Raw genomic sequence first — 16,702 nt, forward strand, 5'->3', positions numbered from 1 at the left:
CCCGGTATCCGTTCAGCCGGCGCGCACGGCGTACTTGCGGGCGACGTAGTCGTCCAGGATGCCGACGAATTCCTCGGCGATGCGGTCCCCGCGCAGGGTCATGGCCTTCTCGCCGTCGATGAACACCGGCGCCGACGGCGCCTCGCCGTTGCCCGGCAGCGAGATGCCGATGTTGGCGTGCTTGGATTCGCCTGGCCCGTTGACCACGCAGCCCATCACCGCAAGAGTGAGGTTCTCCACGCCGTCGTACATCAGGCGCCATTCGGGCATCTTGGTCCGCACGTGCGTCTGCACGGTCCTGGCCAGTTCCTGGAAGAACTCGCTGGTGGTGCGCCCACAGCCCGGGCAGGCGGTAACCAGCGGCGTGAACGCGCGCAGGCCCATGGTCTGCAGCAGCTCCTGCGCCACGATCACCTCGCCGGTGCGCGAGGCGCCGGGTTCCGGCGTCAGCGAGATGCGGATGGTGTCGCCAATGCCTTCCTGCAGCAGCACGCCCAGCGCCGCGGCCGAGGCCGTGATGCCCTTCGAGCCCATGCCGGCCTCGGTCAGGCCCAGATGCAGGGCGTAGTCGCAGCGGGCGGCCAGGTCGCGGTACACCGCGATCAGCTCCTGCACGCCCGACACCTTGCACGAAAGAATGATGCGGTCGCGCGCCAGGCCGAGCTCTTCGGCGCGCGCCGCCGAGTCGAGCGCCGAGCGGATCAGCGCCTCGCGCGCGACCACGCCGGCATCCCACGGCTGCGCGCGCTTGGCGTTCTCGTCCATCAGTGCGGCGACCATGCCCTGATCGAGCGAACCCCAGTTGGCGCCGATGCGCACCGGCTTGCCGTACTGGATGGCCTTCTCGATGATCGAGGCGAACTGGCTGTCCTTCTTCTTGCCGAAACCGACGTTGCCGGGATTGATGCGGTACTTGGCCAGCACCTCGGCGCACGCCGGCTCGGCTTCCAGCAGTTGGTGGCCGTTGTAGTGGAAGTCGCCCACGATCGGCACCTCCACGCCCATCATCGCCAGCCGCTCGGCGATGCGCGGCACCGCCGCCGCGGCCGCCGGCGTGTTCACCGTGATGCGCACGACCTCCGAGCCGGCGCGGGCGAGCTCGGCGATCTGCTTGGCGGTGCCGGCCGGGTCTTCGGTGTCGGTGTTGGTCATCGACTGCACCACGATCGGCGCGCCGCCGCCCACCATCACCTTGCCTACGCGGACGCCTACGCTCGGCCGGCGCGTTGCCGGGCCTGCGGGGGACGGCTGCTGGGAGACGGAATCACTCATAGGGTTGGACTTGAAGGTCGCGCCGCGCTGGGTGCGGCAATGCACAAGAATACCACCGGGTAAGTCTTGGCTTCCCCACCTTGGCTCGTCCTTGCGTGGCTTCTCCGCGACTTGGCTCGCCTGCGGCGGGCTTCCGATCGCCTGTCGGCGCTCGGGTCACTTTTCTTTGCTGGCCCAAAGAAAAGTAACCAAAAGAAACGGCCTGGTTCAGCCCGGTGAGAGATAAGAGCTAGGCGCCATTGCGCCTTGCCGACCAAGTCTCTTGCTCATAGAGGAGCTGCAGCCGCTTTACCGCGGGCGCTCGGGAGTTGAGGCAAGAGAGGTAATGCCGCAAGTTTGGAAGTGTCGCCCCTGGCGTTTCCCTTGAATGGATTCCCGCAGGAGCGCAGAACTGAATTCGAGGCGAGTGGGCTGAGATCTATCTTTCGTGGAGCATCGCAGGGTGCGCTTCAGCCCATCAGCAAACGTGGGTCGACGTACCTGAGTGCAACTACAGCGACGAGTGCAACTATTGCGACGGACCACGCACGACGGGCAATTCTCCCTTGCCCCAGCTCCCGAGCGCCCGCGGCAAAGCGGCTGCAGCTCCTCTATGAGCATGCGACGTACCAAGCAAGGCGAGGCGGCACCTAGCTCTTATCCCTCACCGGGCTTAGCTAGGCCGTTTCTTTGGTTACTTTCTTTGGGCCAGCAAAGAAAGTGACCCGAGCGCCGAAGGCGATCGGAAGCCCGCCGCAGGCGAGCCAAGCCGCGGAGAGGCTGCAAGCAAGGTGACATACATAAGCGTCCTTGCCAGCTCCTCGCAGTCTTGCCCCTCACCCCAACCCTTTCCCCAAGAGAGAGAAAGCCGAAGCACACGCGCCAGGCAAGAAAGAGGCGTCAGCGCGCGTGGCGCCGCCGCGCCCAGGCCCCGGCGAACAGGCCCATGCCGAAGGCCACATAGACCGCCGCGATCGACGTACGGCCGATGTGCCGCTCGAACCCCGGCCGGAACCGCCGCGGCGTGATCGTGTAGTCGACCACGCACGCCGCCGTCGCCACCGCCGCGGCACGCGCCGCCGATACCCGTCGCGGCGCCGGATGGCGCAGGCACCACGCTTCGTAGATGCCCGCCCATAGCAACGAGCTGAAGTGGTGCACCAGATAGCCGACCGCCGTGTAGCGCCAGCTCGGTCCGGTATGCCACTTGGCCCGCCGGCCCCAGAACCACTGGCTGGCGGCGTTCACGCCCGCCAGCGGCGCGCGCGCTTCGCGCGCACTACACGCCGCCACCACCACGCTCGACAGCAACGCGGCGACGGCGCCGCTGAGGTTGGTGCGGGCGACCCATGAGGAGTTCAGGCGCGCGGGCGGCGGGGGCATGACCGAAGGCTCCGGAGGGGAAAAGACACGCCTGCGCGTGCTGGTGCTGGGCGCCGACGGGTTGATCGGCCGCGCGGTATGCGACGCGTTGCAGGCGGCCGGCCATCGCCCGGTACGCGGCATCCGGCACCGGCAGGGTAGCGGCGGCGCGGGTGTAGACCACGTCGAGATGGACTTCGCGCACGATGTACATCCGTCCGACTGGCTGCCGCGACTTAAGGGCATCGATGCGGTCGTCAACGCGGTAGGCATCTTCGCCGAGCACGGCGCGCAGACCTTCCGGCGCATCCACACGCAGACGCCGCGCGCCTTGTTCGCGGCTTGCCGCGAGGCAGGCGTCGCGCGCGTGGTGCAGATTTCCGCGCTGGGCGCCGACGAGCATGCGGGCAGTCGCTTCCATCGCAGCAAGCGCGCCGGCGACGCGGCGCTGCATGCGATGGTGCCCAGCGGCACGGTGCTGCAGCCTTCGCTGGTGTTCGGACCGGCCGGTACGAGCAGCCGCATGCTGATGTTGCTTGCCTGGCTGCCGCTGGCGGTGCTGCCCGGCGGCGGACGCCAGCGCATCCAGCCCATCCACGTGGACGACGTGGCCGAACTGGTGGTGCGCCTGCTGGAGGACGACCGCCGCCCCGAGCGCCTGGCCGCGGTGGGGCCGCAGCCGCTGTCGTTGGCGCGTTACCTCGGGCTGTTGCGCCACGCGCTGGGCGGTCGCCGGCTGCGCGTGCTCGGCATTCCCACGACGTGGCTGGCGCGCCTCGGTCGGCTCGGCGGCCGCTGGGTCGACCGCGAGGCGCTGGCCACGCTCGATCGCGGCAACACGGCCGATGCCGAAGCCGCCACGCACTGGCTGGGTCGTCGGCCACGACCGCCGCGGATGTTCCTGTCGCGCGCCGAGGCGGACGACCTGCGCGCGCTGCTCGCCTGGCGCGTGTGGTCGCTGCTGGGCCGCATCGCCGTGGCGCTGGTATGGCTGGTGACCGCCGCGCTTTCGCTGGGCCTGTATCCGGTGGCCGGCAGCCTCGCCCTGCTCGCCCGCGTCGGGCTGCACGGTGCGGCCGCGTACGCCGCGCTCTATGGCGGGGCGCTGCTGGATCTTGCGCTGGGCATCGCCACGCTGGCGTTGCGCGGCCGCGCGCTGCGCCTCGCCTACCTGGCGCAGGTCGCGCTGATCCTTTCCTATACCGCCATCATCACGGTCGCCTTGCCGGCGTTCTGGCTGCACCCGTTCGGGCCGATCCTGAAGAACCTGCCGATGCTGGCGCTGATCGGCGCGCTGTACGCCACCGAGCGGCGCTGATGGCATACCTGATCGTCAAGTGGCTGCACGTGCTCTCCTCCACGCTGCTGTTCGGCACCGGCATCGGCACGGCCTTCTACCTGCTGGTGGCGAGCCTGAACCGCGATGTGCGCGTGGTGGCGGTGGTGGCCCGCTACGTGGTGATCGCCGACTGGCTGTTCACCGCGACCACGGTGGTGTTCCAGCCACTGAGCGGCTTCTGGATGGTGCGATGGGCGAGGATTCCCTGGAGCGGCGGCTGGCTCGGCTGGTCGGTGCTGCTGTACGCGTTGGCGGTGGCGTGCTGGTTGCCGGTGGTGGCTCTGCAAGTGCGCATGCGCGACCTGGCCGCCGCGGCGGCGGCCGCGGAAGCGCCGCTGCCGCGTGCCTACTGGCGCGCTTTCCGTGCCTGGGTGGCGCTGGGCGTGCCGGCGTTTTTCGCCTTCGTGGCGATCTTCTACCTGATGGTCGTCAAGCCGCCGCTGTGACGCGACGCAGGGCGGCGAGCAGCAGGCGGCGCTGCAGGCGTTCGCCCAGGCGCCGGGGCCTGGTCAGTTGCATGCGCTCGATCGCCTCCGTCTCGCCCGCCACCGGCCCGCCCGGCCGCAGCAGGGCCTTGGCCAGAACGACCCGTCCGCGCCAGGACGAACCCTGCTCCTTCAACCAGCCCAGGGCGGGCAGCAGGCGCTGCTCGACGTCATCGAAATCGCTGCCGAAGGGGAACGCCGGCAGCAGGCCAGCGCGCCGCAGCGGCGCCAGCGCCTCGCGCAGGTGCTCGGGGCGATGCCGGCGCCAGGCCTCCGGGATGCGGAAGTCGGGCGCGAGCTTGCCGTTCGCCTTGGCCTCGGCGGCCAACGCGTCGAGGAAGCGCGCGTCGCAGATCGAAAGCATCGCCTCGACGCATTCGCTGTCGCTCTTGCCGCGCAGGTCCGCGGCGCCGTATTCGGTCACCACGATGTCGCGCAGGTGGCGGGCGATGGTGGTGTGGCCGTAGTTGAAGCGGATGTTGGTGCGCACCTGGCCGCCTTCGCGGCGGGTCGAGCGCAGCAGCAGGATCGAGCGGCCGTCGTCCAGTTCATGCGCCATCGCCACGAAGTTGTACTGGCCGCCCACGCCGCTCACCACCTGGCCGTCCTCCAGGCCGTCGGACACGGCGGCGCCCAGCAGCGTGGCCATCATGCAGGTGTTGAAGAAGCGCGCGCCGCGGCGCTGCAGCGCGGCCAGGCTCTGGTGGTCGCCGTAGAGGTGGTTGACGTTGGACACCGGGCACATGTCGATGGCGTCCGGGTCGGCCGCTTCGGTCGCGTCTAGCCATTGGTACAGCTCGCGGCTGCCCAGGAAGAAAGCGCCGCGCAGCCAGTGTCCGCCGGGCGTGGCCGGATTCAGCCGGCCAGCGATGGCGGCGCGCTCCAGCGCGAGGTTGTCCCAGCTGCGGCGCTTGAGGATGCCGGCACGGGCCAGGTGCATGAAGCCGTCCATGACCATCTCGCTGGCGCCGTACAGGCCGGCCTCGAACGGCTCGAGGCCGCCGATGCGCCGCGCCAGCGACAGCGTGGGACTCTCGCCATCGAGCGCGCGCAGGCCGTCGCGCCAGGCGGCGTTGTCCTGCTGGCGCAGCAGCAGCGCCCTGACCAGCGCGTCGGACAGCGCGCCGATGCCGATCTGCAGGCAGCCGCCGTCCTTCACAAGCGCGCTGGCGTGCAGGCCCAGCGCGTATTCGACGACATCCACCGGCGGCCGCGGCAGCGCGAACAGGCGCGGCGAGCGCGCCGGCGCCAGTTCCAGGTCGAAGAAATCCTCCGCCACCTCCGCGTGGCCGCTCACGTACGGCAAGTCCGGATGCACTACGGCCACGGACAGCGGCCGTGGCTTGCCGGCGCGCGCGCGCTGGACCAGGAAGTCGAGCGTGAGGTCAGGGTTGCAGGAAAGGCTGTAGCGCACGCCGTCGGCCGTCTCGCGCCGCGCCACCAGTTGCACCAGCAGGTTGATGTCCTGCGCGGCCAGGTCGCGCGCGACGTGGGTGTAGTTCTGGCTGATGTAGTCCCGCTGCGCGCGCGGCGCATGCAAGAGGGCGCCGGACTGCAGGTAGAACTCGTGCACGGCCACGTTGTCCGGCAAGCCGTGTCGCGCCTCGGCCAGGGCGTACTCGGGGTCTTCGTAGTCGGCGCCGAAGTGGCGCTCGAGGAAAGGCGCGAGGAAGCGCTGCTCCAGACCCGGCTTGGGCTGCGGCCGGGTCAGCGACAGCGCGGTGTAGAGCGTCAACGAGCGGGCCGGATCGGCCACGGTCAGCCGGTAGAGCGCGTTGAGCAGGCCATGCGGCTTGCCCAGGCCCAACGGCGCGGCGACGCACAGGTGCGGCCCCAGCCGGTCGGCAATGAGCTTGGCGCAGGCGGCGGTGTCCTGGAGGCGCGGCGCGGGCGGCATGGACCGATCATCGCAGAAGCGACGCGCCGCGCGCATCCGCCGACGCCATCGCGCCGCCGCCCATGTCCTACACTGGCCCGATGGCGACGACTCCGCTGATTCCATCCGCGCCCAGCCGCTTCCTGGCCGAACAGGCCTTGAGCCGCGCCGCCGGCGCGCCGCTGATCGGCGGCAACGCGGTCGGGCTGCTGATCGATGCCCAGGCGCACTACGACGCCTGGCTGGCCGCCATCCGCGGTGCGCAGCAGCGCATCCTGCTGGAGAACTACCTAATCAGCGACGACCCGGTCGGCCGCGCCTTCCTCGATGCGCTGGTCGAACGGGCCAGGGCCGGCGTCCAGGTCGCGGTGGTGTACGACTGGCTCGGCTGCCTGGGCCAGTCCGGCCATGCCTTCTGGCAGCCGCTGCGCCGCGCCGGCGGCGAGGCGCGGGTGTTCAATCCCCCGCAACTGGGCAAGCCGTTCGGCTGGATCACCCGCGACCACCGCAAGCTGCTGGTGGTGGACGGCGACCTGGGTTTCCTCTCGGGCGTGTGCATCAGCGCGCGCTGGCTGGGCGATGCGCGCCGCGGCGTGCCGCCCTGGCGCGACACCGGCGTATCGCTGCGCGGGCCTTCGGTGGCCGAACTGGAACAGGCCTTCGCGCAGAGCTGGGCGGGCCTGGGCAAGCCGCTCGCCCTGCCCGAGCCCCGCGCCGCAACGGCCGGCAAGACCGCATTGCGTGTGATCGCCACGCAGCCGGCCACCGCCGGCATGTACCGGCTGGACCAGCAGGTCGCCGCGATGGCGCGGCGCACGCTGTGGATCACCGACGCCTATTTCGTCGGCATGGCGCCGTACGTGCAGGCGCTGGCTTCGGCCGCGCGCGACGGCGTGGACGTGCGCCTGCTGGTGCCCGGCACCAGCGACATCCCGCTGGTCGCCGGCATGTCGCGCTCGGGCTATCGGCCGCTGCTCAAGGCCGGCATCCGCGTGTTCGAATGGAACGGCTCGATGCTGCACGCCAAGACCGCCGTGGCCGACGGCCAGTGGGCGCGCGTGGGTTCGTCCAACCTCAACATCGCCAGTTGGCTGGGCAACCGCGAGATCGACGTGGCGGTGGAGGACACCGGCTTCGCCGCCCTGCTCGAGGCCCAGTACGAGCGCGACCTGACCAACGCCACCGAGATCGTGCTGGCGCCGCGCCGGCACCGGCCCTACATCGAACGGGTCAAGAGCAGCACCGAGCGCCCGCCGCGCCCGAAGCGTCCCGGCGGCAGTTCCAGCCGCGCCGCCGCCGGCGCCCTGCGCATCGCCAACACCGTCGGCGCCGCGCTCACCGACCGTCGCGTGCTGGGCGACACCGCCCGCGGCCCGCTGCTGGTCGGCATCGCGGTATTGACCGTGCTGGCCGCGGTGGCGCTGGTCTGGCCCCGGGTGGTCAGCTGGCCGATCGCGGTGCTCGCCGCGTGGTTCGCGCTCAACCTGGCCATCCGGGTGTGGCGATTGCGCAGGCGGCAGGGGTTGTGACGGGCGCTGCCAGGAAGTGACACCCAACATGCACTTCCTGGTCCAAGCGCATGTTCCCCAAGCGCTTCGTGCTAGGCTCGCCGGTCCATGCACAGCCCCGACCACCCCACGACTCCGCCGCGCAACGTGCTCACCCCCAGCATGCTCAACCGGCTGGTGCGCGGGCTGCTGGAAGACGCGCTGCCGCTGGTGTGGATCGAGGGCGAGCTGTGCAACGTGTCGCGCCCGGCCTCGGGGCACCTCTACTTCACCCTGAAGGACGCCGGCGCCCAGGTGCGCGCCGCGATGTTCAAGCCCAAGAGCGGCTGGCTGCGCTTCAAGCCCGCCGACGGCATGCACGTGCTGGTGCGCGCGCGGGTCGGGCTGTACGAGCCGCGCGGCGAATTCCAGCTGGTGGCCGAGCACATGGAACTGGCCGGCGAAGGTGTGCTGCGCCGCCAGTTCGAGCAGCTCAAGGCGCGGCTGGACGCCGAGGGCCTGTTCGAGGCCTCGCGCAAGCGCCCTTTGCCCCGCTATGCGCGCCGCATCGGCGTGATCACCTCGGCCACCGGCGCGGCTATCCGCGACGTGCTGAGCGTGCTGCGCCGGCGCTGGCCGCTGGTCGAGGTGGAGGTGCTGCCGGTGCCGGTGCAGGGCCGCGAGGCGCCGCCGGCGATCGTGGCGATGCTGCGCAAGGCCTCGGCCGCCGCGCGCCACGACGTGCTGCTGCTGACCCGCGGCGGCGGTTCGCTGGAAGACCTGATGGCGTTCAACGACGAGGCCGTCGCCCGTGCGGTGCACGCCAGTGCGATCCCGGTGGTGAGCGCGGTGGGCCACGAGATCGACTTCTCCATCGCTGATTTCGCCGCCGACCTGCGCGCGGCCACGCCCTCGGCCGCCGCCGAATTGCTGGTGCCCGACGCCCAGGCGCTCCGCCGCCACCTGGAACAGGGCTTGCAGCGGCTGCGGCTGCTGCAGAGCCGCCGGCTGCAATCGCAGACCCAGCGCGTGGACCACCTGCTGGCCCGCCTGCAGGCGCAGCGCCCGCAGGCGCGGCTGGCACGCGACCGCGAACGGCTGGCGGCCTTGCAGCGGCGCCTGCACGCGGCCCTGCACGAGCGCCTGCGTCTGCACGCCCATCGCCTCGATCGCCTGCACGCCCGCCTGCTGGCGCAGCATCCGCGCCAACGACTCCTGTTGCTGCAGCGGCGCCTGGCCGAGCGCGAACGCTCGCTGCGGCAATGCATGAATCACCGCATCGATCGCGCGCAGCTGACCCTCCGGCATTCCGCGCGCGCCCTGCAGGCGGTCAGCCCGCTGGCCACGCTGGAGCGCGGCTACGCGATCGTGTTCGACCGCGATGGCCATGTCCTGCGCGACGCCAGGCAAGCCCCGGCCGGCACGCCGCTGCGCGCGCGGCTGGCCGAGGGCGAACTTTCCCTGCGGGTGACCGACGAGCCGTAGCGGCTTCGCCTCACGCATCGGCAACGCGTACGGCGGCACCCTGCCCTGAGCCCTCGGGAGACGTCCATGCTCGACAAGACCTACCCCTACTTCCTGGCCAATCGCCCGCAGCAGCCCAACGCCGACCTGGAAGTGCGCGACAAGTACAGCGGCAAGGTCGCCACCCGCGTGGCGGTACCGGACGGCAAAGCGATCGGCAAGGCGATCGCCGCCGCGGCAGCTGCCGCCGCGCCCATGCGCGCGTTCAAGCCATGGGCGCGCCAGGCGGTGCTGGAGCATTGCGTGGCGCGCTTCACCGAACGTCGCGACGAGCTGGCGATGGCCCTGTGCATCGAGGCGGGCAAGCCGATCAAGGATGCCGCCGGCGAGGTGACCCGGCTGATCGAAACCTTCCGCATCGCCGCCGCCGAAGCCGTGCGCATCGACGGCGAAACGCTGACCCTGGAACTGGCGCCGCGGCTGGACGGCTACCACGGCTACACCAAGCGCGTGCCGATCGGCCCGGTGTCCTTCATCACGCCGTTCAACTTCCCGCTCAACCTGGTGGCGCACAAGGTGGCGCCGGCGATCGCCGCAGGCTGCCCGTTCGTGCTCAAGCCCTCGGAGAAGACGCCCATCGGCGCGCTGATCATCGGCCAGGTGCTGGCCGAGACCGACCTGCCCAAGGGCGCGTTCTCTATCCTGCCGGTGGACGGCCGGCACGCCGCGCCGCTGGTGGAGGACGAGCGCTTCAAGCTGCTCTCCTTCACCGGCGGACAGATCGGCTGGGACCTCAAGTCCCGCGCCGGGCGCAAGAAGGTGGTGCTGGAGCTGGGCGGCAACGCCGCCTGCATCGTCGATGGCGACCAGGGCGGCAAGCTCGACGCCATCGTCGAGCGGCTGGTGTTCGGCGCGTTCTACCAATCCGGCCAGAGCTGCATCGGCGTGCAGCGCATCTACGCGCACGCCTCGGTCTACGAGGCGCTGAAGAAGAAGCTGGTCGCCGCGACGAAGAAGCTCAAGGCCGGCGACCCGAAGAAGAAGGACGTGTTCATCGGCCCGATGATCGACGAGGCCGCCGCCGAGCGCCTGCAGGGCTGGATCGAAGAGGCACGCAAGGCCGGCGCGAAGCTGCTGTGCGGCGGCAAGCGCCAGGGCAACATGCTGGAAGCCACGCTGATGGAAGAGGTTCCGCGCGAGGCCAAGGCCAACCGCATGGAAGCCTTCGGCCCGTTCGCGCTGCTGGCGCCGTTCGGCACCTTCGACGAGGCCATCGCGATGGTCAACGATTCGGACTACGGCCTGCAGGCTGGCGTCTTCACCGACTCGCTGGAGCACGCCATGCGCGCCTGGGACGAACTCGAACAGGGCGGCGTGATCGTCAACGACATCCCCAGCTTCCGCGTGGACAACATGCCCTACGGCGGCGTCAAGCTTTCCGGCTTCGGCCGCGAGGGCGTGCGCTACGCCATTGAGGACATGAGCGAGACGCGGCTGATGGTGATGCGCCGGCCCGGCTGAGCCGCTATCAGTCGACCGGCGGGCCGGCGCCCTCCGGCGGCGCGTCGGTGCGCCCGCGCCACGCGTACCAGTGGTACAGCGCCATGCCCACGTACTCGTGCAGCACCGCGTCGGTGACCGACAGGTTGTAGGCGCTGGGCAGCAGCGACCACACGCCGCGCAGGTAGTCGGCGCGCACCGGCGTTACCTCGAGGCCGAAGCGGCGGAACGCGAACACCGCGCGCCGCAGGTGGTGCGCCGAGGTCACCAGCCAGACCCGATCGGCGTCGATGCGCGCCAGCGGCGCCCGTGCGAACTGCGCGTTCTGCCAGGTGGTGTGGCTGCGCATCTCCAGCACCTGGTCGGCATCGGGCACGCCCAACAGCTCCAGCGTGCGCTGGTAGGTCAGCGCCAGCGGCTCGCCGGTGGACAGCGCATCGCCGCCGCTGATCAGCACGGTGCAGCGCGCACCGGACATGCGGCAATCGCGATACAGCGACACCGCCTCGGCGATGCGCGAGTAGGCCGTGTGCCCGGGCTCCAGCGGGCCGCCCGGCGGATAGGTGACGCCGGCGGTGAGCAGCACGATCGCGTTGGACGGCGCCCAGTCCAGCGCCGGCCGCTGCGCGTAGGGCGATTGCCAGGGCCGCAGCAGCACCTTGGGCACCAGCCCGCAGCCGACCGCGAACACGCTCACCAGCGCCAGCACGATGCCGGCCTGCCTCGCCCGGCGCCACCCCAGTCGGCCGGCCAGCCAGGCGCAGGCGAGCAGTGCGATCAACAGCGGAACGGTCATCGGCGATCCTCAGGACAAGGCGAGCCGGACATTATGCGCAGCCCCGGGTGAGCGAAGCGCGCACGGGGCACGAGCCCTCGACGCCGCATGCTAACGTGCCGCTGCCGCCGCCCCGCACCGTACGCATGTCCCATCCGTTGCACGTCCTGGCCGCCGCCTGCCGGCATGCGCAGGACATCCGCAAGAGCCGCTTCCTGGCGCAGGCCGCGCCGGTGCGTTCGGCCGAACAGGCCCTGGCCTTCCTGCGCGAGGTGGCCGACTCCGACGCCACGCACAACTGCTGGGCCTACCGCATCAGCCAGGACTACCGCTTCAACGACGACGGCGAGCCGGGGGGCACCGCCGGCCGGCCGATCCTGCAGGCGATCGAAGGCGCCGGCGTCGACCGCGTGATGGTGGTGGTGACCCGCTGGTACGGCGGGATCAAGCTCGGCGCCGGCGGGCTGGTGCGGGCCTATGGGGGCACCGCGGCCGAATGCCTGCGCCTGGCCGAGCGCGTGCCGCTGGTGGCGATGGCGCGGCTGGCCGTGCATTGCGCCTTCGCCGATCTCGCCCTGCTCAAGGCACGCTGCCCGCTCTGGCAGGCCCGCGTGGAGAACGAAAGCTTCGACGCCGACGGCGCGACGCTCGAACTGGAACTCCCGGCCGCGCAGGCGGCCGAGGCGCAGGCGCGCATCATCGACCTCACCCGCGGCCGGGGCGGGGTCCGCCTGCTCGACTGAGCGGCATCGTCCCTCCGGGACGGCCGCCTGCGCCGCGATCACGCTATGCTCCCGCTGCGGCTGCGGGGAGCGGCCGCAAACGGGGGCGTGCCGGCGGTCGGCGCGCGGGGGAACCACCAGCAAGCTCAGGATCCAAACCACGTGACAGCCCAGATCCAAGGCGCCGAGCGGCGCACCGAACTCACCTTGCGCGGCGTGCTGATCGGCGTCGTGATCACTGTCGTCTTCACCGCCGCGAACGTGTTCTTCGGCCTGAAGGCCGGCCTCACCTTCGCCACCTCGATCCCGGCGGCGGTGCTGTCGATGGCGCTGCTGCGCGGTTTCCGCGACTCGACCATCCAGGAGAACAACGTCGTCCAGACGATCGCCTCGGCGGCCGGCACGCTGTCCTCGATCATCTTCGTGCTGCCCGGCATGATCATGATCGGCTGGTGGGCCGATTTCCCGTTCTGGATCTCTTTCGCGGTCTGCGCGCTGGGCGGCATCCTGGGCGTGATGTATTCGATCCCGCTGCGTCGCGCGCTGGTCACCAACTCCGACCTGCCCTACCCCGAGGGCGTGGCCTGCGCCGAGGTGCTCAAGGTCGGCAGCAGCGAAGACAGCTCGGCCTCGGCCACCGAGGAGAGCCGCGCCGGCCTGCTGGCGGTGATCTGGGGTTCGGTCGCCTCCGCAGCGTTCGCCATCGTGGTGGCCACGCGGGTCTTCGCCAGCGACGTGGTGAGCTATTTCCGCCTGGGCGACCGTGGTTCGGTCAGCGGCTTCGATTTCAACCTTTCCTTCGCGCTGTTCGCGATCGGCCACCTGGTAGGCCTGTCGGTGGGCATCGCGATGCTGGTGGGCGCGCTGATCGGCTGGGGCTGGGGCGTGCCGCACTATTCGCTGCTGAGCGGCGACCTGACCACCGCCGCGGCCGACCTGGCGCAGGCCACCTGGAGCCACAAGGTGCGCTTCGTCGGCGCCGGCGCGATCGGCGTGTCCGCCGTGTGGACGCTGGCCAAGCTGGTGCGCCCGGTGATGGCCGGCCTGGCCGGCGCCATGGCCGCCGCGCGCGTGCGCAAGTCCGGCCAGGCCGACACGCTGCCGCGCACCGAGCGCGACATCCCGATCGGCCTGGTCGGGCTGATCACGCTGGCCTGCTTCGTGCCGATCGCCTGGCTGCTCGGCTATTTCGGCACCACCAGCGGGCTGGGCGACCACGTGGCCGTGCTGGCCATCGGCGGCGTGGCGTTCGTGGTGCTGATGGGCTTCTTCGTCTCCACCGTGTGCGGCTACATGGCCGGCCTGATCGGCTCGTCCAACAGCCCGCTCTCGGGCGTGGGCATCCTGGTGGTGATCGCCGCGGCGCTGCTGCTGGTGGGCTTCGTCAAACCGCACGTCGGCCCCGCGGAAGGCAAGGCGCTGGTCGCCTTCGCGTTGTTCATCACCTCGGTGGTATTCACCGTGGCGGCGATCGCCAACAACAACCTGCAGGACTTGAAGACCGGCCAGTTGGTCGACGCCACGCCGTGGAAGCAGCAGGCCGCGCTGGTGATCGGCGTGATCGCCGGCGCCGCGGTGATCCCGCCGGTGCTCGACCTGGTGAACAAGGCCTACGGCTTCGCCGGCGTGCCGGGCGTGGGCCCTTCGGCCCTGCCCGCCCCGCAGGCCGGCCTGATCTCGGCGCTGGGCCAGGGCGTGATCCAGGGCAACATCGACTGGGGCCTGATCGAGGTCGGTGCGGCGATCGGCGTGGCCATCATCGTCCTGGACGCCGTGCTCGCCAGGACCACCCGGCACATGCGCCTGCCGCCGCTGGCGGTGGGCCTGGGCATCTATCTGCCGACCACCAGCACGCTGATGGTGACGGTGGGCTCCATCGTCGGCTGGTACTTCGACCGCCGCGCCGACCGCAGCGCGCGGCCCGATTCCACCAAGCAACTGGGCGTGCTGCTCGCCTCGGGGCTGATCGTGGGCGAGAGCATCATCGGCGTGGTGATCGCCGCCCTGGTGGCGTTCTCGGACAAGCTCGGCTTCTCCAACCGCGAGGCGCCGCTTTCGCTGGTCGGCCCCGCGTTCGACACCTGGGCGATCTTCATCGGCGGCGCGGCGTTCGCCGTGGTGGTGGCGGTCATGTACCGCTGGGTGTGGCGCATGGCGATGCGCAACGGCACCGCCTGAGGCCTGCATCAGGCGTAGCCAGGGACGGGGCGCCGCGGCGCCCCGTTCCGTCTGCGCGGCCGGCCGGCGATTGAATCGACCGCGGCGGCCCCAATCTGGGCAAGGCTGACCCACACGAGCCCTTGCATGAGCATGGACCGCACCGACCCATCCAGGCGCCGCATTGGCGCGCTGTGCCAGCTCTGGCCTTTCCTCAAACCGCACAAGGCGCTGGCGGCCGGATGGCTGGTGTTCCTGGCGTTGTCTTCCGGCTCGACGCTGGTGCTGCCGATGGCCGTGCGGCACATGATCGAGGCCGGCTTCGGGCACGCCAGCAGCGAGGCCATCAACCGCACCTTCCTGGGCCTGTTCGGCGTGGCGCTGGTGCTGGCCTTCGCCACCGCCGCGCGCTACTTCTGCATCACCCTGCTGGGCGAGCGCGCGCTGGCGGCGCTGCGGGCCAAGCTGTATGCGCACGTGATCCGCCTGGACGTGGGCTTCTTCGAACGCTCGCGCGTGGGCGAACTCACCTCGCGCCTGGGCACCGACACCGAAGTGGTGCAGGCGCTGATCGGCTCCGGCATCTCGGTGGCGCTGCGCAGCGCGGTGATGCTGCTGGGCGCCAGCGCCATGATGGTGTGGACCAGCCCGCGCCTGGCCGGCCTCACCGCGCTGGTGATCCCGGCGGTGATGCTGCCGATCCTGGTGTTCGGGCGGCGCGTGCAGAAACTCTCGCGCGCCAGCCAGGACCGCCTGGCCGACGCCGCCGCGATCGCCAACGAGACGCTCAACGCGGCGCCGGCCGTCAAGGCCTACGCGCGCGAGGACATCGAGAGCGTCCGCTACGCCAGCGCCATCGAGCGTGCGCTGCGGAGCGCCCGGCGACGCATCGGCATGCGCGCGTTGCTGACCGCGGCGGTGATCGTGCTGTTCTTCGGCGCGATCACGCTGGTGCTGTGGGCCGGCGCGCGCGACGTGGTGGCCGGCACGCTGCAGGCCGGCGTGCTCGGCCAGTTCGTGCTCTATGCCGTGTTCGCCGCCGGCTCGGTGGCCGGCCTCTCGGAAGTCTGGGGCGACGTGCTGCGCGCGGCCGGCGCCATGGAGCGCATCGGCGAGCTGTTCGCCGAGCGCGCGCAGATCGCCGATCCGCCGCAGCCGCTCGCGCTGCCCCGGCCGGTGCGCGGCGCGCTGCGCTTCGAGCACGTCGGCTTCCACTACCCCACGCGGCCGGATGCGCCGGCGCTGCACGATTTCAGCCTGGACGTCCGGCCGGGCGAGACGGTCGCCCTGGTCGGCCCGTCCGGCGCCGGCAAGAGCACGGTGTTCGCGCTGCTGCTGCGCTTCTACGACCCGCAGCACGGCGCGATCCGCCTGGACGGCATGGACCTGCGCGCGTTGTCGCTGCCCGAGCTGCGCGGCGCCATCGCGCTGGTGCCGCAGGAGACGGTGATCTTCGCCGGCAGCGCCGCCGACAACATCCGCTTCGGCCGGCAGGATGCGGACGAAGGCGAGGTGCGCGAAGCGGCCCATGCCGCCGAGGCGCACGAGTTCATCAGCGCGCTGACCGAAGGGTATGGCGCGGAATTGGGCGAGCGCGGCGTGCGCCTTTCCGGCGGCCAGCGCCAGCGCATCGCCATCGCCCGCGCCATCCTGCGCGACGCCCCGCTGCTGCTGCTGGACGAAGCCACCTCGGCGCTGGACGCCCAATCCGAAGCGGCCATCCAGCAGGCGCTCGAGCGCCTGGAAAAAGGCCGCACCACGCTGGTCATCGCCCACCGCCTGGCCACCGTGCAGCGCGCCGACCGCATCGTGGTGATGGATGGCGGCCGTATCGTCGCCCAAGGCACGCATGAGAACCTGCTGGCCGAGGGCGGCCTCTACGCCGAGCTGGCGAGGCTGCAGTTCGTCGCCTGACCGCGCGATGCGGCTCCCTCTCCCCTCCGGGGAGAGGGCTGGGGTGAGAGGTCGAGGCTCGCGGGGATGCCTGTGGAGGCGTTGTTTTGGCTGTCGCTCTTTCGAGACGCTTCCGCGACTTGACTCGCCTGCGGCGAGCTTCCGATCGCCTGCCGGCGCTCGGGTCGCTTTTCTTTGCTGGCCACGACCGCGCGGGCGAACAGCGGAGCTGGCCCGCAGGGCGAAGGGCAGGATGCCCGGAGTAAAGAAAAGTAACCAAAAGAAATGGCCTGGCTTGGCCCGATGAGGGATAAGAGCTAGGTGCCACCGCGCCTTGCCGGGCAGTTCACTCGCTCTCCGAGGAGCTGCAGCCGCTATACCCCGGCGCTCG

General features: G+C 70.9%; 12 protein-coding genes. 8 read left to right on the top strand and 4 right to left on the bottom strand.

The features are described 5' to 3' along the window. Window positions 1-12 precede the first annotated feature (12 nt). Window positions 13-1,272, bottom strand: a complete 1,260-nt coding sequence (ispG, locus tag VGU03_RS11975; protein WP_327480779.1) for a flavodoxin-dependent (E)-4-hydroxy-3-methylbut-2-enyl-diphosphate synthase — start codon at window positions 1,270-1,272, stop codon at window positions 13-15. 879 nt (window positions 1,273-2,151) lie between these two features. Further along, complete coding sequence (locus VGU03_RS11980; protein ID WP_327480781.1) at window positions 2,152-2,634, bottom strand: hypothetical protein; 483 nt, start codon at window positions 2,632-2,634, stop codon at window positions 2,152-2,154. On the opposite strand from VGU03_RS11980, the gene VGU03_RS11985 reads away from it, so the two are divergent. Then, on the top strand, window positions 2,633-3,931 hold the full coding sequence (locus VGU03_RS11985; RefSeq protein WP_327480782.1) for an SDR family oxidoreductase: 1,299 nt from the start codon (window positions 2,633-2,635) through the stop codon (window positions 3,929-3,931). The two genes, VGU03_RS11980 and VGU03_RS11985, sit on opposite strands and share 2 nt — an antisense overlap. Next, window positions 3,931-4,398, top strand: coding sequence for a DUF2269 domain-containing protein (locus VGU03_RS11990; RefSeq protein WP_327480784.1), 468 nt, complete (start codon window positions 3,931-3,933; stop codon window positions 4,396-4,398). Before VGU03_RS11985 ends, VGU03_RS11990 begins: the two co-directional genes overlap by 1 nt. On the opposite strand, the gene VGU03_RS11995 is transcribed toward VGU03_RS11990, so the two are convergent. Next, window positions 4,382-6,334, bottom strand: coding sequence for an acetyl-CoA hydrolase/transferase C-terminal domain-containing protein (locus tag VGU03_RS11995; RefSeq protein ID WP_327480786.1), 1,953 nt, complete (start codon window positions 6,332-6,334; stop codon window positions 4,382-4,384). The genes VGU03_RS11990 and VGU03_RS11995 overlap by 17 nt on opposite strands. Window positions 6,335-6,396: 62 nt before the next feature. On the opposite strand from VGU03_RS11995, the gene VGU03_RS12000 reads away from it, so the two are divergent. From VGU03_RS12000 to VGU03_RS12010, 3 genes are all read left to right on the top strand, one after another. Then, window positions 6,397-7,842 carry a phospholipase D-like domain-containing protein gene (locus VGU03_RS12000; RefSeq protein ID WP_327480788.1) on the top strand — a complete coding sequence of 482 codons (1,446 nt, stop codon included), beginning with the start codon at window positions 6,397-6,399 and terminating at the stop codon, window positions 7,840-7,842. An 87-nt stretch (window positions 7,843-7,929) separates the two neighbouring features. Continuing rightward, complete coding sequence (gene xseA / locus VGU03_RS12005) at window positions 7,930-9,285, top strand: exodeoxyribonuclease VII large subunit (RefSeq protein WP_327480790.1); 1,356 nt, start codon at window positions 7,930-7,932, stop codon at window positions 9,283-9,285. A gap of 66 nt (window positions 9,286-9,351) precedes the next feature. Continuing rightward, complete coding sequence (locus tag VGU03_RS12010) at window positions 9,352-10,785, top strand: aldehyde dehydrogenase family protein (protein WP_327480792.1); 1,434 nt, start codon at window positions 9,352-9,354, stop codon at window positions 10,783-10,785. A gap of 7 nt (window positions 10,786-10,792) precedes the next feature. Here the strand turns inward: VGU03_RS12010 and VGU03_RS12015 are convergent, their stop codons facing one another. Continuing rightward, a complete protein-coding gene (locus tag VGU03_RS12015) occupies window positions 10,793-11,560 on the bottom strand; it encodes a YdcF family protein (protein WP_327480794.1) in 768 nt (255 codons plus the stop codon). A gap of 125 nt (window positions 11,561-11,685) precedes the next feature. On the opposite strand from VGU03_RS12015, the gene VGU03_RS12020 reads away from it, so the two are divergent. The 3 genes from VGU03_RS12020 to VGU03_RS12030 all read left to right on the top strand — a co-directional run bounded on the left by VGU03_RS12020 (window position 11,686) and on the right by VGU03_RS12030 (window position 16,332). Next, complete coding sequence (locus VGU03_RS12020) at window positions 11,686-12,282, top strand: YigZ family protein (protein ID WP_327480796.1); 597 nt, start codon at window positions 11,686-11,688, stop codon at window positions 12,280-12,282. A 141-nt stretch (window positions 12,283-12,423) separates the two neighbouring features. Continuing rightward, window positions 12,424-14,439, top strand: a complete 2,016-nt coding sequence (locus tag VGU03_RS12025; protein ID WP_327480798.1) for an OPT family oligopeptide transporter — start codon at window positions 12,424-12,426, stop codon at window positions 14,437-14,439. 126 nt (window positions 14,440-14,565) lie between these two features. Next, window positions 14,566-16,332 (top strand): ABC transporter transmembrane domain-containing protein, encoded by a 1,767-nt coding sequence (locus tag VGU03_RS12030; protein ID WP_327480800.1) that lies wholly within the window; start codon window positions 14,566-14,568, stop codon window positions 16,330-16,332. Window positions 16,333-16,702: the final 370 nt, after the last annotated feature.

Origin of the sequence: Frateuria sp. (genome assembly GCF_035944355.1) — a bacterium.
GTDB lineage: Bacteria > Pseudomonadota > Gammaproteobacteria > Xanthomonadales > Rhodanobacteraceae > Frateuria_A.